Here is a 16,447-nt window from a genome sequence, read left to right as displayed (position 1 = left end):
GCCGCCATGCTGGCAGCGCCCGGCCCACGGTGGAGCCTGTCGGCCCGCCCCGGGACGCCGGGACGGTCCCACGCCCGTGACCTGCGCGAACGCGCCACCGCTGGGACGGAGATGGGACACCGGCCCGGTGCCGGAACCCGCCGGGGGACCGGCATCAGGGGGTACGGCGGGTTCCGGGACGCTCAGGTGCCCGCGGCCCGCTTCCCGGCGAGGAACTCCACCAGTTCCCCGGGCACGAGATGCCCGGCCTCCGGCTCCTCCCACTGGACGGGGTGGATGCCGTGGTCCGCGAGTCCCCGCACGAACTGCTCGGGCAGCCGGTCGCCCTCGACCAGATGGAGATCGAGGAGAGCCTTTCGCGCCGAGGGATCCAGCGCTTCCCACCACTGCGCGACGCGCGCTTCGTGTCTGCTGTTCATGCGTCCCAGGTGACCACGGGCGAACCCGGGAGGCAGGGACCGCGGCCGGGCGCGTTGGCCCCGCGCGCGGGCCGGCGCCGGAACATGCTGCTCGGAGGGTAGGAGAGGCGCATCCGTGGGCACCATGCGTCTATGCGCGTCGACGAGGACGCCGGTCTCATCAGTCATGAGGAGGGGTCATGAACCGTCAGATCCGGATTCGCGTCAACCGCCGGCCCGCCGCTCCGCGCGAGACGCCCATCGACCGCAGGACCCCGTCGGGGCGTCTGCTGCCCTACTGACCCACCCGGACCCGCGGCGGACCACCGCGGCCGCTACAGGGGCGACTGCCAGAGCACGTCCGTGCCGTCGGCGCCGGGGTCTTCGCCGGCCGGGCCTTCGCCGCCGTCGTCGTGGACGGTCAGCCGGACGCCGGGGCGGCCGTCCGGCAGAGGCACCGTCACATCGACGGCGACCTCGATCCGCGACACCCCCGGGCGCCGTGAGGCGGCGGCCAGCGCGCGCCGCAGCGCGGCGAGCAGCCGGCCGGCCACGGCATCGGTGATCCGGTTCTCCACCGGGCCGTTGAACCGGGTGGACGGCTGGACGCCGAGGACAGCCGCCGCGCCCGCCGTCTCGCGCAGCACCTTGCCGCGGAACGTGGTGGGGGCGTCGGCCGGCGGCTGCTGGAGCGCGAAGATCGCGGTGCGTACCTCCTGGACCGTGCCCTCCAGCTCGTCGACCGCCCGGCCGAGAGCCGCGGACACGGCAGCGATCTCGCCGTCCTCGTCCGCGCCGTCCTCCTTGCCGTCCCCGTGCGCGGCGTTCCTGCGCTGCGTCGACTCCAGCATCATGCCGGTCGCGAAGAGGCGCTGTACGACCAGATCGTGCAGGTCACGCGCGATGCGGTCCCGGTCCTCGTACACCGCGAGGAGTTCACGGCGGTTCCGGGCGTCGGCGAGGACCAGGGCGAGCGCGGCCTGCGAGGCGAACTGGACGGCGAGCAGGCGTTCGGTCTGCGTGTACGGGCGCTCGCCCCGCCCGCGCGGCAGGGCCAGCGTCCCGACGAGCCGGCCCTCGGCCCGGAGGGGCAGCATCATGCTGGGCCCGAACCGGAACCGCACGGGGGTCGTCATCCGGGGGTCGGTCGCCGAGTCCTCGATGAACACCGGTTCCCCGCCCAGGAGTTGTTCGAGGACGGGGCTGCCGGGCGCGATGGTGGTGCCCACGATCCCGGTCGGGTCCTCGGGCGTGGAGGCGACCACGATCTCCATGCCGCCCTCGTCCGTGGGCTTGAGGATGATCCCGGCCGAGGCTCCCGCGAGGATCCTGGCGCGTTCGGCGACCGTCGCCAGCGCGTCCGCTCCGGTCCCGCCGCTGAGCAGGGCGGTGGTGACGGCGGCGGCGCCCTCGATCCAGCGTTCCCGCTGCCGGGCCGTCTCGTACAGCCGGGCGTTGGCGATCGCGATCCCGGCCTGCGTGGCGAGCAGACGCACCAGTTCCTCGTCCTCACGCGTCACGGGACCGGTGGGCTTGTCCGCGAGGCGGAGACGGCCGAACACCTCGCCCTCGACCCGGATGGGAACGTCCAGACAGATGTCGGACCCGGGGGAGTCGTCGGACTCGGGGGAGTCGTCGGGGCCGGGAGTCCCCGACGCGTCCTCGGGCGGGAGGCCGGTCTCCGGGGCGGGCGGTCGCGCCGTGCGGATGTGCAGCAGTCCGTCCCGCCCCGGGTCCCTCATCCCCAGCGTCGCGTACCGGGCCCCGGTCAGCTCCGCGGCCGCGTCCACGATCCGCTGGAGGGTCGCCCGCAGTTCCAGTTCGGTGCCGACGCTGAGGACCGCCTCCAGGAGCGGCGGGAGCCCGGGCACGGGATCGGTCATACGAGGCTCCCGGACGCGGGTTCGCCGGGCCGCGGGACCGTCAGCCGGCCAGCGGGTTCAGGATCAGCGGCTCGATCTTGCCCTCCAGCATGTAGCCGAGGCCCTGCACGGCGCAGACATCGGGCCGCTCGGCGATGTGGACGGGCACACCGGTCGCCTGGCGGAGCATCTGGTCGAGCCCGGGAAGCAGCGCGCTGCCGCCGACCATCATGATCCCGCGGTCGGCGACGTCGGCCACCAGATCGGGCGGGCACGACCGCAGCACCTTGCCGACGCCGTCCAGTACGGCGGTCAGCGGCGTCGCGATCGCCAGGCGCACGGCGGCGGTGTCGACCTTCACCGAGCGGGCGAGACCGGTCGCCACGTCCCGCCCGTGGATCTCGGTCAGGGCCGGTCCGTGCGGGCTCAGCCCGTTGCCGGAGAGGGCGAGTTGCAGCGGTCGTACGGCCTGGCTCGGCAGCATCAGCTCGTGCTGGTGGCGCAGGTGCTGCACGATCGCGTGGTCGACCGCCTCACCCCCGACCGGGATGCGCTCGGCCGTGACGATCGAGCCCAGCGACAGCACGGCGAGCTGGGTCGCGGCGGCACCGCACACCATGATCATGGTGGCCTCGGGACGCTCGACGGGCAGTCCGCAGCCGACCGCCGCCGCGATCAGGGTGTCGACGAGCTCGACCCGCCGCGCCCCGAGACCGACCAGCGTCTCGATCGTGGCGCGCTGCGCCAGCGGGTCAGCGTCGTGAGGGGTGCAGGCCGCGGCCCGCAGCCGGGGCTTGCGGCGCAGTGTGCGCCGGACCTTGTCGCCCAGCAGATTGCGCAGCATCCGCTGCGCCATGTCGATGTCGACGACGGTGCCGCCGGACACCGGACGCACCACCCGGATGTAGTCGGGCGTACGGCCCGTCATCCGCTCGGCGAACTCCCCGACCGCGATCAGCGCGCCCGTCTTCGTGTTGATGGCCGCGACGCTCGGCTGGTCGACGACCAGGCCCGCGCCCCGCACCCACACTCGGGTCCTCGACGCGCCCAGGTCGACGGCGAAGTGACAGCGGCGCAGCTGCTCCAGACTGGCGGTCATGGCAGGCCCTCCCGAGGCGCAGAACGTGGGGCTCCGCCGGGCGGCGGTCCTCTCTGAACATCCTGCGCGCGTGGCAGGCGGGCCGCCCCTTTTGGACGGCCGGGCGAGGTGCCGCCGGACGGGTGGCGAGACCGGTGCGCGCCTGGACCTGCGGTGAGTTCGGCACCTGGGCGGCCTGCCGGGCGCCCTCCCGAGCGGCCCCCCCCGGGAGCTTCCCCGGACCGCACTCGGGTCGCGGTCCGGGTCGCACTCCGGGTCACACCCGGCCGCACTCGGGCCGCACTCGGGCGGGCTCCGGACCGCACCAGGACGGCCTCCGGACGGCCTCCGAAGGGCCCCCGGTCCGGGCCGGGAGAAGCCGGAGGCGGGCTTCCGCCGTGCGGTCACTCGCCGCACGGGTTGGACCCGCGTCGACAACATCCTTGCCCTGAAAGCCAGTTGGAAGCGGCCCGGTTTCTGCCGCTCGTACCGGCATGTCCTGGCGGGAAGCCGCCAGGGCGCCTTCCCGCCAGGCTCCGTCGGCTTCCTGACGGCGTGATCCCCCGAGACTCTTCGCAAGCACCGGACGCCACCCCCTGTCCGGCGTGCGCACGGCCGACGAAGAGAGGCCATGAATGACCAGAGGACCACTGAGCCGTCCGGCGGCGCTGCTGTCGGCCGGGCTCGTGCTCGCCCTGCTGCCCACGGCGCGGGCGGGCGCGGCCGCCGCCGAGCAGGACACGGCGGACACCGGGGCCGCCGCCGTCCCGGCGCAGGCGAGAGCCGCCGGCACCGCCTCCACCGTCACCCTCGTGACCGGCGACAAGGTCACCGTGACCGACGTCGGCGGCGGGAAGAAGACCGTGTCCGTCGTACGTCCCCGGGGCGCCACCGGAGCCGTGCGCACCCAGGTCGCCGACGGCACCGTCACCGTCGTACCGGACGAGGCGCTGCCCTATCTGCGGGCCGGCACCCTCGACCGGCGGCTGTTCGACGTGAGCGAGCTGATACGGCAGGGACTGACCGACCGGCAGACCGGTGAGCTGCCGCTGATCGTGACCTACGACCCGAAGGCCCGCGCGGCCGTCCCGGGAGGCGCGGAGCGCACACGGTCGCTGCCGAGCATCCGCGGCGCCGCACTCGACGCGGACAAGGGCCGGACGTTCTGGAAGGCGATGACCCGGCAGCTGACCGGGACGGCGGGGATCGGCAAGGTCTGGCTCGACGGGCGCGTCAAGGCCGACATGGCCGAGAGCAACGCGCAGATCGGCACGCCGAAGGCCTGGGAGGCGGGGCTCACCGGCAAGGGCGTGACCGTCGCCGTGCTCGACACCGGCGTCGACACGAGCCACCCCGACCTGGCGGGCCGGGTCTCGCAGACCAGGAGCTTCATCGACGGCGAGGAGGTCGCCGACCGCAACGGGCACGGCACGCACGTCACCTCCACCGTGGGCGGCACCGGCGCCGCCTCCGAGGGCAAGGAGAAGGGCGTCGCGCCCGAGGCCACGCTCGCCGTCGGAAAGGTGCTCAGCGACCAGGGTTCGGGCAGCGAGTCGCAGATCATCGCGGGCATGGAGTGGGCCGCGCGGGACGTGCACGCCAAGGTGATCTCCATGAGCCTCGGCTCCACCGAGCCCAGCGACGGCACCGACCCCATGGCCGCCGCCGTCGACACCCTCTCGAAGGAGACCGGAGCCCTCTTCGTCATAGCCGCAGGCAATACCGGCGCCCCCTCCTCCATCGGCTCGCCCGGCGCCGCCGACTCCGCGCTGACCGTCGGCGCGGTGGACTCCGCCGACCAGGCCGCGTACTTCACCAGCGCAGGACCGCGCTACGGGGACAACGCGCTCAAGCCCGACCTGTCCGCGCCGGGCGTCGACATCCTCGCCGCCCGCTCCCAACTCGTGGACGGCAGCGGCTACTACACGTCCATGAGCGGCACGTCGATGGCGACACCCCATGTCGCGGGCGTGGCCGCGCTGCTCGCCCAGGAGCACCCGGACTGGACCGGCGCTCAGCTGAAGGACGCGCTGATGTCCACCTCCAAGGAACTCGACGCCTCCGCCTACCAGTTGGGCGCGGGCAGAGTGAGCGTCCCGGACGCGGTCGAGGCGAGGATCACCGCCACGGGCAGCGCCGACCTCGGCTTCCACCGCTGGCCCTACGAGGACGACAAGCCCGTCACGAAGACGATCACCTACACCAACTCCTCCGACGCGGCGGTGCGGTTGAGCCTCGCCGCGGAGGGGGCCGGCGAGGGTGTCGCCACCCTCGCCGACACCACGCTCACGGTGCCCGCGCACGGCATCGCGTCCACCACGCTCACCGGCCACGGCTCGAAGGCACCCGTGGGCCGGACCTCGGGGCGGATCGTCGCCTCGGTGGACGGCACTCCCGTCGCGCACACCGCGTTCGGGCTGGTCAAGGAGGAGGAGCGGTACACGCTCACCGTCCATGTGAAGGACCGGGACGGCGCACCGGCCGCCGCCGACCTCGCCGTCCAGCAGCTCGCCCAGGACACCGACGCCTACCCGGCGGCCGTCGGTGACTCCGGCACCCTGAAGCTGCGCCTGCGGCCCGGCACGTACAGCCTCACGTCGTTCCTCGACGTGCGCGGCGGCCGCGGCGCCGACTCGCTCGGCCTCGGCTTCCTCGCCGCACCCCAGATCGCGCTCGACCAGGACCGCGAAGTCACCCTGGACGCACGCACGTTGAGGGAGGTCAGCGCCAAGGTCGACCGGCGCGCCGAGACCCGGCAGCTGATCATGGAGTACGACCGGGCGGGTGGCGGTTCGGACCTGTTCGGCGCCGTCCAGGTGCCCGTCAAGTACGACAGTGTCTTCGCCGCCCCGACCGAGAAGGTCACCGAGGGCACCTTCGACTACCGCACCGTCTGGCGCCTCGGGAAACCGCTGCTCCAGGTCACGGGGGTCAAGGAGGCGATCGTCCAGCCGGGCACCACGCTGACCGAGGGCCGTACGCGACTGCCGCTGGTCGACGTCGGAAGCGGACCGTTCACCGGTGTGGGCGGCAAGGCCGTGCTCGCGAAGCTCACCGACGGCGGCTCACCGGCCGCGCTCGCGCAGGCGGCCCAGGACGCGGGCGCCAAGGCCCTGTTCGTCACCGACGACACGGCGGGACGCCTCAACGCCTGGTTCGGCACCGACGCCTACGAGGACCGGCCGCTCCAGGTCGCCACGGTCGACGTGGCGGACGCGGCACGGCTGCGCGCGAAGCGGACCGTCGACATGACCGGCACCCGCAACTCTCCGTACGTGTACGACCTTTCGCGCGGATACAAGGGAGCCGTCCCGGACCGGAGCCTCGCCTATGAGCCCGGCCGCGGTGAACTGGCCGTGCTGGACACGAGGTTCCACGCGGTGAAGCCCGTCTCGGGCAGCGAGTACCGCTACTCGATCGTCGACCCCTTCCCCATCGGGCTCGGCTTCCAGGAGCGGATCGACTACCCGGCCGAGCGCACCGACTACGTCTCCACCGGCACCGGACAGACCTGGTCGGAGTCCGTGAACGTCGGGGCGGGCACGCTGGAGGAGCGCAGCGGCCTGGTCGCCTACCGGGGCGGCACCCACCAGGGCCTGAACTGGTTCAAGCCCGTCTGGCACCCCTGGCTCGGCACCGGACTCGGCTGGGGCCAGCAGCGCGCGGGCAACGTCATCGAGTTCAACACGCCCGGCTGGGGCGACTCCGGGCCCGACCACACCGGGTTCGGCGACGTGTGGAGCGACGACACCGGGATGACCCAGTTCACCTCGGTCTACCAGGACGGCGTCCTGCTCGCCCGGCGGCAGAGCTCCGCGGGATACGTCTGGGACGCGCCCGCCGACGAGCACACCTACAAGGTGGTCACGGACACGACCCTCGACCCCGATCGCTGGAAGCTCTCCACCAAGAGCCACACCGAGTGGACCGTCCGCTCGGCGGCCACCCCCGACGACCACTGGACCTTCCTCCCGCTCGTCAACCTCGGCTACGACGTCGACACCGACCTCGCGGGCGATGTGCGCGGTCACAAGGTCCCGGTGAGCGTGTACGCCGAGTACGTCAAGGGGGCTCCGGACACCGGCAGCATCTCCGGCGGCAGGCTCCAGGTGTCGTACGACGACGGCAGGACCTGGAAGGCGGTGCCGCTGACCGGTGGGGGCAAGGCCCGCTGGAAGGGCACGCTGGACGTTCCGCGCGGCGCCGCGTACGTGTCGCTCCGGGCCTTCGCCCACGACGACCGGGGCGGTTCGGTCAGCCAGGAGATCATCCGGGCGGTGGGTGTCCGGTGACCGGTCGCCGGGTGGCGGGCCGCCCGGGGCGGGAGCCCGCCACCCGGTCCACTCCCTCCGGCACGCCGCCACCCCGTCGGCGGCCCGGAGAACGGGCGGCCACCGCGGCGCCCGCGTGAGCAGGCGGCCGTCGGGTCCTCTTGGGAGGGAGGAGCCGACGGCCGCCGTCCGTCCGGGCTCAGGATCGGTGTGGCGAGATGCCCCGGATCACTCCCAGGTCCAGCAGGTCCTGCGGCCGGAGCCGGAGCTGATCGGCCGTCGCCCGGATCTCGCCCTCGGGCCGCTTCAGGATCGCCGCCGCCGACTCCGGCGCGATGACCGAGAAGTAACTGTCCGGCGTGGCCCAGGTGTTGCCGGGAGCGGCCAGCGCCAGCGCACCGCCCGAGCCGCCCTCGCCGATCACCAGGGTGGTGACGGGTGTCCTGGCACCGGCGATCGCCGCGAACAGGTCCGCGATCGCCGGGCCCGCCCCCTGCCGTTCGGCATCCGCGTCGTTCGCCGCGCCCGGGGTGTCCACCAGCGTCAGGACCGGGATGCCGAGCCGGCCCGCCGTCCGGACCAGCCGGGCCGCCGTGCGGTATCCGGCGGGACGGGTCGCCGTCCCGCGCTGGGCCGCGTACGCGACGGTCCGCCCGTCGTGCGCCCGGCCGAAGCCGCACAGCACACCGTCGTCGGTGCCGCCGCAGCGGTCCCCGCCGATCGCCGCCCGCCGGGTGAAGCAGGCGTCCAAGTAGGCCTCGGCGCGCGGTCGTCCGGCGGAACGGGCGCGCCGCACCGCATCCCAGCCGGTCGCGGGCAGTTCCGTGACGTCCCCCAGCGCCGCCGGGACGGGCGCCGCCCCGGCGGCGGGCCGGGTGAGCAGGTCCAGCCACAGGGCGAGCGTCTCCCGCAGCCCGTCCTTCGGTACGAGGGCGTCGACCGAGCCCGCCGCGACCTGTGCCTCGGCCGTGTACGCGGCCGGATCAGCGCCGGGCGGACGGACCCGGGATCCCGCGAAGGCGACCTGGGCGCCCGCCAGCGCCAACGTCACATCGGCGCCCGCGCCGAGCGTGGCCCAGCCGCCGCCCGTCGTCGGGTCCCGCAGGACCGCGACCTGCGGGAGCCCGGCGTCCCTGGTCAGCGCCGACTGCCGTGCCACCCGCTGGAGCTGGGTCAGGGCGAGCATGCCCTCCTGCATCCGGCTGCCGCCCGTGGCCACGAGCGAGACGACGGGCAGCCGGTGGGTCCGGGCGTGGTCGTGGGCGGCCTCCAGACGGTCACCGGTGCGTTCGCCGAGGGAACCGCCGAGGAACCCGAACTCGAAGGCGACCAGGACGGCGGTGACCGGTCCGAGCGGAGCCCGGCCGTCGGTCGTGGTGCCGAAGCTCGCCGTCCCGAAGGTCGCCGTGCCGCAGACGACGGACTCCTCCTCGCCGGTACGGGCCGCGGCGCGCGCCCGCGCGTCGCCGTACCCCTGCCAGGCGAGCGGACCGTCGGGCGGGAACTCTTTTTCGGGGGAAGGGAGTTCGGCGAAGCTGTCGGTGACCAGGGCGATGGCCTCGCGGGCCGAGATCCGGTCAGTCACGCGGCAGCTCCCGCTTCAGGATCTTGCCCATGTCGTTGCGGGGCAGCTCCTTGAGGAAGCGCACGGTACGGGGCCGTTTGTGCGGGGCGAGCCGCCGGGCCACGTGGTCGGCCAACTCCTCGGCGGACGGCGGCGCCTGGAGATCGAGCGGGACGATCCAGGCCGCGACGCGCTCGCCGAGGTCGGCGTCCGGCTCCCCGGCCACGGCGGCCTCGCGCACCCCGGGGTGTTCGAGGAGCGCGTTCTCGATCTCGCCCGCGCCGATCTTGTAACCGCCGCTCTTGATCAGGTCGGTGGCCTTGCGGCCGACGATACGGACCGAACCGTCGGGGTCGAGGACCGCCATGTCGCCCGTACGGAACCAGCCGTCGGCGGTGTACGCGGCGGCGGTGGCGTCGGGCCGGTTCAGATACTCGGTGAAGAGGTTCGGGCCGCGCACCTGGATCTCGCCGACGCTCTCGCCGTCGAACGCCCCGGCCGGGGCGCCGTCGGCCTCGTACCAGGCGATCGCCGTGCCGTCCTCCTCGACGAGCCGCAGACCGACACCCGGCAGCGGCACCCCGACCGTGCCGGGCCTGACCTCCCCGTCGGCCCGCACGCTCGTGTTCATCAGCGTCTCCGTCATGCCGTACCGCTCGACGACCCCGCGTCCGGTCGCCGCCCTGATCCGCTCGTGGTCGTGCGGGGGCAGCGCGGCGGAGCCCGACACGAGCAGCCGCGCCCCGCCGAGAGCCTCGGCGAGCCCGGGGTCCTCACCGAGCGTCTCGGCGAGCCGGTGGTACATCGTCGGCACCCCGAACAGCATCGTCGCCCCCGCGCCCAGCTCCCGCGCCACGCCCTCGGCGCTGAACCGGCCCAGATGACGGACGGAACCGCCGCGCCGCAGCGGACCGAGGACGCCGATGATCAGTCCGTGCACATGGAACAGCGGCAGGCCGTGCACCAGCACGTCGTCGCCGGTCCACTGCCAGGCGTCCGCCAGCGCGTCCAGGGTCGCGGCGATCGCCCGGCGCGGGATGACCGCGCCCTTGGGCGGACCGGTGGTGCCGGAGGTGTAGACGATCAGGGCGGGGGAGGAGGGGTCGGTGACCGGCGCCTGCGCGGACACCACCACCTCGGCCCCTCCCTCCGCATCCTCTCCCGCCTCGGCTCCTGTCTCCGCCGCCGTCTCCCTCGTCACCCGGACGTCGACGCGGTCCAGCGCCCCGAGCGCGGCCGGCAGCGGGTCCCCCGGGGCCGCGAGCACCAGGGACGGCGCGCTGTCGCCCAGGATGTGACCGAGTTCGGCCTCTCCCGACCTCGGGTTCAGCGGCACGGCCGGCACCCCGGCGAGCAGCGCGGCGACGACACCGACGGCCGTCTCCAGGGTCGGCGTCGCCCAGACGGCGACCCTCCCGGCACCGTCGAGCCGTGCGGCCAGCGCGCCCGCGGAGGCGGCCAGTTCCGCGTACGTCAGGGACCGGTCGCCGAAGCGCAGCGCGGACCGGTCCGCGACCGAACCGCCCACCAGGGCCGGGAAGAGGGAGAACACGAGGACTCCTTGCCGAGAGGACTTCACCGGGAGGGACAGCCTCTTCCTACACGATCCGGACCGGGGACCGGGTGGTCGGCGGCCCGATCGCGCCGGGGACGTGGAGGGGGAGCGCAGGCGCCGTAAGGATCGTCCGGAAACCGGGAACGATCGTTCGGGAACCGTGGCGTGGACGGACCCGGACCCGTAGGGTCGGGCTCGCGTCACAACTTGACGAGTCAACTGCCGGGAGACCTTTGGTGAGTGAGTCCCCGCCGCACCTTCCCGAGGTCCTGCCGGACGGCGAGGAGGCGGAGCGATGACGACGAAGCCGGCCGGCTCCGTCGGACGATTCGTGGCGGCGCTGCGTCCGCGCGGGTCCCGCTCCGAGATGCGGGCGCTGGCGGTGGAGCTCGGCCGGGTACTGCGGAGAAGGATCGATACGCCCGTCGACCTGAGGGAGCTGGCGCAGGCCCTCTGCGAGGAGATGAGCCGGCGCCGGGGCGGTCGTCCGGTGCGGCTCCGCTTCGAACGCTTCCCGGACGAGATCGAAGTCACCGGTCTGTGGATGGAGTTCAGCGACTTCGACCTCGTCGTCGTCGAGGAGCGTGCCGAGACCGTGCAGCAACTCGTCATCCTCGGGCACGAGTTGTGGCACATGAAGGAAGGCCACCGCGACCACCACGTGGACGGCGCCACGGCCGTCGCGCGGGCGTCCCTCTCGGACCGGCCCGGCTGGCGTGATCCCGGACCGCGGGCGCCCTTGCGGCAAGAGGTCGCCCGTACCGTCGCCGCCCGCGACGGATCACGTCAGGCGGACGAGGCGCAGGCCGAGGCCTTCGGCCTGCAACTGGCGAGCGTCTTCCGCTCCTGGGTGACCGGCCCCGCAGGCGCCGCCGCCGTCGACCCGGTCGGCCGCGCCATCGAGGCCTCCCTCGGCTACCGCAGGCCCGAGGACCGCAGGCCCTAGGGTGTGCCAGGCGTCGCCGGGCGGACGCGACTTCGCGGACACGACCTAGGTAAACCGGAGGCCCCTCGGGCGGTCGGTCGCCTCGACCACGTCCGCGACCACGCAACTGACGTTGTCCGGGCCGCCGGCGTCGTTCGCCGCCGCGACCAGCGCCCGTACGGCCGTGTCCGGATCGGGCGCCGACGTGAGAAGCCGCTCGATCCCCTCCTCCGGCACGACGGTGGACAGGCCGTCGGAGCACAGCAGATAGCGGTCGCCCGGCCGGACGTCCTGGAGCCGCAGATCGGGTACGTCGGCGGGGGAGCCCAGTGCCTTGAGCAGCATGGCCCGCTGGGGATGCGCGGTCGCCTCCTCCGGGGTGAGGCGGCCCTCGTCGATCATCGACTGGACCACCGTGTGGTCGTGGGTGATCCGGAACAGCCCGCCGTCGCGGAGCACATAGGCACGGGAGTCCCCGATGTGGACGAGCGCGAGCTGCGAGCCGGTCCACACCAGGGCCGTGAGCGTGCTGCCGGTGCCGGTGCCGTCCGGGGCCCCCGCCGCGGCGTGCCGCGGCACCAGGTCCGCCACCGCTCGCGCCGCGCCCTCCACGGCGTCCTCCAGCAGGTTGAGCACGCCACCGGCCGACAGCGGTTCGTCGTCCAGGAACGTCAGGGCCCGTACGGCCGCCGTGCTCGCGGGTGCGCCGCCCGGCCCGCAGCCGTCGGCGACCGCGAGGACGCGGGCCCCCGCGTGGACGCTGTCCTGGTTGGCCGTACGGACCAGGCCGGTGTCGGAGAGGGCGGAGTAGCGGAGTTCCAGCATGCTGGTGTCCTTCCCTGGGGACGGTGACAGATGGTCCACGAGGAACGCCGCCAGATCCCGGCGGGCGGACGTCTCGGCCTCGACCCCGGCCCAGTACGCGCCGATCTCCCGCGCGGCGGGGCCCGGTTCCAGGGCGCACACCCTGCGGATCCGGGCGAGCGGCATGCCGAGCCGCCGCAACCAGGCCACGAGCCGCGCCTGTTCGAGCTGCTCCGCCGCGTAGTAGCGGTAGCCGGTGCCGGGGTCGACCCGTGCGGGACGCAGCAGCTCCAGTTCGTCGTAGAGCCGCAGCGCCTTGGGCGACAGCCGCGAGGCCTTGGCGAAGGCTCCGATCGTCAGCATGTCCACGTGTCCACCCCGTCGCTCCCCTGCCCGGACCGCAGCCGGTACCGGCCCCGGTCCTGGTTCTGGTTCCTCGTTCCGTCACCGATGCTGGGCCCTGCCCCTTGGTGAAGGTCAAGTGTGGCCCGGACCGGGAGCGAGCGGGTTGTTAGCCTGCGGCGATGTTCCAGGGACGGCGTACCGATGGGGTGCGCCGGAGGCAGGGCGCCGGTGTCCGCACCGGCGCCGTACGAGGTTGGAGTCCGTCGTGGCCCGTATCGCGCTCGTCACTTACGACCCGGGCGAGGAGCCCGGCCTGGACCGGGATCTGCCCGCGCTGCGGGGAGCCCTTGAGGACGCCGGGGCGGAGGCGGACATCGTGCACTGGGACGATCCCGCGGTCGACTGGGCGGGGTTCGACCTGGCGCTGATCCGGTCGACCTGGGACTACAGCCGGCGCGTGCCGGAGTTCGTGGCGTGGGCCGAGCGCTGCGCGGGGCTCACCCGGCTGTCGAATCCGGCGCCGGTCGTGCGGTGGAACACGGACAAGCGGTACCTCGGGGACCTGGCGGCGGCGGGGGTGCCGGTCGTGCCGACCCGCTATGTGGCTCCGGGGGACGCGGTCGAACTGCCCCGCGACCACGAGTTCGTGGTGAAGCCCACGGCGGGGGCCGGCGCGCGCTACGCCGCCCGGTACACACCCGAGGAGGCCGGGACGGCCCTCGGGCAGCTCGCGCGGATGCACGCCGAGGGGCTGACCGCCATGGTCCAGCCGTATGTGAAGGACATCGACACCCGGGGCGAGCGGGCGCTCCAGTTCTTCGGCGGGCGGCTGCTGCACGCCAGCCGCAAGGGGGCCGTGCTGGAGCCGGGGACGCCGTACGACGGCGACAAGACACCCCATCCGCGCCTGGAGGTCTGGGAGCCGACAGCTGCCGAACTGGCGGTCGCCGAGAAGGCGTTGGCCGCCGTGCCGGGCGGTCCGGACGGTGTGCTCTACGCCCGGGTCGACCTGGTCGACGGTGACGACGGCGGGCCCCGGCTGATGGAGCTCGAACTCGTCGAGCCGAACCTCTTCCTGTGGCTCCACCCCGGGTCGCTGCCCGTCGTCGTGGCCCGGATCATCGAGGCCGCCGCCCGCTGAGCGCGGGCTCGCCCCGGCTCCGGCGGCGGTACCGTCCGCGGTCTACGGGCCGGGGTGCCCGGGGTGCTCTGCGACGGGTCCCTTGACGCCCACCCGTTGGAGCAGGCCCCAGGTGAACTCCGCCGCGCACGCGTGCGGCACCCCCGCGGTGTCGGGAGCGGTGAACGCCAGACCCCACCGGGTCGGGGCGGTGCCCTCCAGGGGCCGGGCGGGGGCGAAGGCGCGGGCGGCCTCGTCGACCGTGCAGGACCAGGGGGCCAGATCCTCCAGGGTCTCCAGCACGGGGGCGGGCGCGCCCGGGGCCCGTACCAGCCATTCGTTCCAGACGACGCCGTTCGGGGCGAGCAGGACCTCGAAGCGCAGACCGGGCCACAGCGGCACAGGCCAGCGCAGGGCCTCGCAGGTCAGATCGCCGATCCGGCGTTCGCGCGCGGACTCCGGGGCGCCGAGGACCGAGCGGTAGCGGGAGGCGGCGGACCGGGAGCGGGGCGCGCGCAGCATCGCCTGCCAGCGCCGGTTGGCCTCGCGCATGTCCGCGATCGACGCCCCCAGCCCGTGACGGGCGTCCTCGACCAGGCCGGGGTTGTGGTCGGCCATGCGGCGCAGCAGGACCAGGTGGAAGTCGAGCGGGGTGAAGGGGGCGGCGGGGCGTTTGGCCGGCATGGGCCCATGATCCCGCACCCGGCCCTCGCCGGGCGGGCGGTACGGGGCACCGGACCCATTGCCCGCCCCCGGGTGAATGACTAGCCTGTGTTCGTCATCCCGATCGTCTGTTGAAATTTCGAACAATAGAGAGGGGGCCGGTTGTGGGACGCCTCGTACCTGCCGTGACCCGGGCTCTGGACATACTGGAGCTCTTTCTCGACGGGGACGGGACTCTCTCCGCCCCCGACATCGTGCGCAGGCTCCAGCTGCCGCGCACGACCGTGCACGAACTGGTGACCACGCTCGCCGCCCGCTCATACATCGTGCAGGTGCCGGGCCAGCCGGGACGCTACCGGCTCGGCGTCCGCCCGTACCAGCTCGGCAGCCGCTACGCCGAGCAGCTCGACCTCGCCGCCGAGGGCCAGCAGGTCGCCCGTTCCGTCGCCGAGACCTGCGACGAGACCGTGCACGTGGCGATCCTCGAAGGCACCGACGTCATCTACATCGCCAAGGTCGACTCCACGCACGCCGTGCGCATGGTCTCGGCGGCCGGCCGCCGGCTTCCCGCTCACTGCACCTCCGTCGGCAAGATGCTGCTCGCCTCCCTCTCCGAGCCGGAGCTGACCTCTCGCGTCCCCGACGACGCCGAGCTCGTCGCGATGACCCCGAACAGCATCACCGAGCCGGGCGCCCTGCGCGAGGCCCTCGCCGAGATCCGCAGTCGCGGGATCGCCGTCGAGAGCCGTGAGTCCAACCCGGACGTCAGCTGTGTCGCCGCTCCGGTGCGCGACCGCGCGGGACACGTCGTCGCCGCGCTCTCGATCTCCGTACCGATGATCCGCTGGAGCGACGAGCGGCGCGTCGAGCTGGAGCAGCTCGCGGCGAAGGGCGCCGCGGAGCTGTCCGAGCGGCTCGGTCACCGGAACGTCGGGTGACCGCCGTCGAGGTCGCGGTCCACGCGCACGCGGCGCTGGGCGAGGGCCCGACCTGGGACGCCCGGGCCGGACGGCTCCTCTGGGTCGACATCCTCGGCTCCCGGATCCACACCTACGACCCCGTCTCGGGCCGCCGTACGCTGCTGGCCACCGAGCAGCACGTGGGCGCGGCCAAGCCGCGCGCGGGCGGCGGCCTTGTGGTCAACCTCCGTGACGGCGTGGGCCTCTACGGGCCGCCCGGCTCCGGCGAGTCCACCACCGGAGCCGCGGAGGGAGCCGGAGTCGGAGCCGTGGCCGGAGCCGTCCGGGCCGGCCGCTCGTTCCGCTGGTTGCACCGGGACCCCGTGCCCGGCCGCCGCGCCAACGACGCGGCCGTCGCGCCCGACGGTTCGCTGTGGTTCGGCACCATGCGCTACGACGAGGCACCGGGCGGGGGCACTCTCTCGCGGATCACCCCGGACGGCACCGTCCGCGCGATCCTCGACGACGTGAGCGTCAGCAACGGCACGGGCTGGAGCCCCGACGGCCGCCGGGTCCACTACATCGACTCGCCGACCCGCCGCATCGACGTGTTCGACCTCGGGGACGACGGACTCCCCGTCGACAGACGTCCGTTCGCCACCGTGGAGGACGGATTCCCCGACGGTCTGACGGTGGACGCGGAGGGCGGGGTGTGGGTGGCCCTCTGGGACGGCGGAGCGGTCCACCGCTACACCCCGGACGGCGCCCTGGACCGGGTGCTCACCCTCCCGGTCCGCCGCCCCACCGCCTGCGCGTTCGGCGGCGCCGACCTCACCGATCTGTACGTCACCACCGCGCGTACGGGCCTCACGGCACCGCACCCGATGTCCGGCTCCCTCCTGGTCGTCCCCGGCGCGGGCAAGGGCCTGCCGCAGCCGGAGTTCGCCGGTTAGGGCCTGTCCG

The 16,447-nt window shown here is 74.0% G+C and carries 12 protein-coding genes; 5 read left to right on the top strand and 7 right to left on the bottom strand.

Annotation, left to right across the window (positions count from 1 at the left end; translation table 11 throughout):
- Positions 1–182 precede the first annotated feature (182 nt).
- The 3 genes from ACZ4AA_RS01805 to ACZ4AA_RS01795 form a co-directional block, all read right to left on the bottom strand.
- Positions 183–419: a hypothetical protein gene (locus tag ACZ4AA_RS01805; RefSeq protein WP_467593647.1), complete on the bottom strand. Its 237-nt coding sequence runs from the start codon at positions 417–419 to the stop codon at positions 183–185.
- A 314-nt stretch (positions 420–733) separates the two neighbouring features.
- The gene (locus ACZ4AA_RS01800; protein ID WP_467593644.1) at positions 734–2,281 is read right to left on the bottom strand and encodes a GAF domain-containing protein; all 1,548 of its coding nucleotides are present in this window, start codon (positions 2,279–2,281) and stop codon (positions 734–736) included.
- 40 nt (positions 2,282–2,321) lie between these two features.
- On the bottom strand, positions 2,322–3,359 hold the full coding sequence (locus ACZ4AA_RS01795; RefSeq protein ID WP_467593641.1) for a rod shape-determining protein: 1,038 nt from the start codon (positions 3,357–3,359) through the stop codon (positions 2,322–2,324).
- A 614-nt stretch (positions 3,360–3,973) separates the two neighbouring features.
- Here ACZ4AA_RS01795 and ACZ4AA_RS01790 point away from each other — a divergent pair.
- On the top strand, positions 3,974–7,630 hold the full coding sequence (locus ACZ4AA_RS01790) for a S8 family serine peptidase (protein WP_467593638.1): 3,657 nt from the start codon (positions 3,974–3,976) through the stop codon (positions 7,628–7,630).
- A 178-nt stretch (positions 7,631–7,808) separates the two neighbouring features.
- Here the strand turns inward: ACZ4AA_RS01790 and ACZ4AA_RS01785 are convergent, their stop codons facing one another.
- Both ACZ4AA_RS01785 and ACZ4AA_RS01780 read right to left on the bottom strand, forming a co-directional pair.
- Complete coding sequence (locus tag ACZ4AA_RS01785; RefSeq protein WP_467593636.1) at positions 7,809–9,194, bottom strand: carboxyl transferase domain-containing protein; 1,386 nt, start codon at positions 9,192–9,194, stop codon at positions 7,809–7,811.
- On the bottom strand, positions 9,187–10,725 hold the full coding sequence (locus ACZ4AA_RS01780) for an acyl-CoA synthetase (RefSeq protein ID WP_467593633.1): 1,539 nt from the start codon (positions 10,723–10,725) through the stop codon (positions 9,187–9,189). Before ACZ4AA_RS01780 ends, ACZ4AA_RS01785 begins: the two co-directional genes overlap by 8 nt.
- A 298-nt stretch (positions 10,726–11,023) precedes the next feature.
- Here ACZ4AA_RS01780 and ACZ4AA_RS01775 point away from each other — a divergent pair, with 298 nt between their 5' ends.
- Complete coding sequence (locus ACZ4AA_RS01775; RefSeq protein WP_467593631.1) at positions 11,024–11,674, top strand: toxin-antitoxin system, toxin component; 651 nt, start codon at positions 11,024–11,026, stop codon at positions 11,672–11,674.
- Between the two features lie 45 nt (positions 11,675–11,719).
- Here ACZ4AA_RS01775 and ACZ4AA_RS01770 read toward each other — a convergent pair whose 3' ends face one another.
- Positions 11,720–12,820 (bottom strand): MerR family transcriptional regulator, encoded by a 1,101-nt coding sequence (locus ACZ4AA_RS01770; RefSeq protein ID WP_467593629.1) that lies wholly within the window; start codon positions 12,818–12,820, stop codon positions 11,720–11,722.
- Positions 12,821–13,067: 247 nt separating this feature from the next.
- Between ACZ4AA_RS01770 and ACZ4AA_RS01765 the strand changes: the two genes are divergently transcribed.
- Complete coding sequence (locus ACZ4AA_RS01765; RefSeq protein WP_467593626.1) at positions 13,068–13,943, top strand: ATP-grasp domain-containing protein; 876 nt, start codon at positions 13,068–13,070, stop codon at positions 13,941–13,943.
- Positions 13,944–13,985: 42 nt separating this feature from the next.
- Here the strand turns inward: ACZ4AA_RS01765 and ACZ4AA_RS01760 are convergent, their stop codons facing one another.
- A complete protein-coding gene (locus tag ACZ4AA_RS01760; protein WP_467593624.1) occupies positions 13,986–14,606 on the bottom strand; it encodes a hypothetical protein in 621 nt (206 codons plus the stop codon).
- Between the two features lie 143 nt (positions 14,607–14,749).
- Here ACZ4AA_RS01760 and ACZ4AA_RS01755 point away from each other — a divergent pair, with 143 nt between their 5' ends.
- Together ACZ4AA_RS01755 and ACZ4AA_RS01750 are read left to right on the top strand one after the other, a co-directional pair.
- Entirely contained in the window at positions 14,750–15,523 is a 774-nt protein-coding gene (locus tag ACZ4AA_RS01755; RefSeq protein ID WP_467593621.1) for an IclR family transcriptional regulator, read from the top strand.
- Positions 15,520–16,437 carry an SMP-30/gluconolactonase/LRE family protein gene (locus ACZ4AA_RS01750; RefSeq protein WP_467593618.1) on the top strand — a complete coding sequence of 306 codons (918 nt, stop codon included), beginning with the start codon at positions 15,520–15,522 and terminating at the stop codon, positions 16,435–16,437. The genes ACZ4AA_RS01755 and ACZ4AA_RS01750 overlap by 4 nt, the downstream gene beginning before the upstream one ends.
- Positions 16,438–16,447: the final 10 nt, after the last annotated feature.

This window comes from Streptomyces sp. NPDC024698, assembly GCF_055559015.1.
The sequence above is the reverse complement of the archived record's forward strand: the minus strand, read 5'-3'. Positions and strand labels throughout refer to the sequence as shown.

Coding starts and splice junctions, on each gene's coding strand:
- ACZ4AA_RS01805 (WP_467593647.1), bottom strand. CDS start 419: ATGAACAGCAGACACGAAGCGCGCGTCGCGCAGTGGTGGGAAGCGCTG.
- ACZ4AA_RS01800 (WP_467593644.1), bottom strand. CDS start 2,281: ATGACCGATCCCGTGCCCGGGCTCCCGCCGCTCCTGGAGGCGGTCCTC.
- ACZ4AA_RS01795 (WP_467593641.1), bottom strand. CDS start 3,359: ATGACCGCCAGTCTGGAGCAGCTGCGCCGCTGTCACTTCGCCGTCGAC.
- ACZ4AA_RS01790 (WP_467593638.1), top strand. CDS start 3,974: ATGACCAGAGGACCACTGAGCCGTCCGGCGGCGCTGCTGTCGGCCGGG.
- ACZ4AA_RS01775 (WP_467593631.1), top strand. CDS start 11,024: ATGACGACGAAGCCGGCCGGCTCCGTCGGACGATTCGTGGCGGCGCTG.
- ACZ4AA_RS01770 (WP_467593629.1), bottom strand. CDS start 12,820: ATGCTGACGATCGGAGCCTTCGCCAAGGCCTCGCGGCTGTCGCCCAAG.
- ACZ4AA_RS01760 (WP_467593624.1), bottom strand. CDS start 14,606: ATGCCGGCCAAACGCCCCGCCGCCCCCTTCACCCCGCTCGACTTCCAC.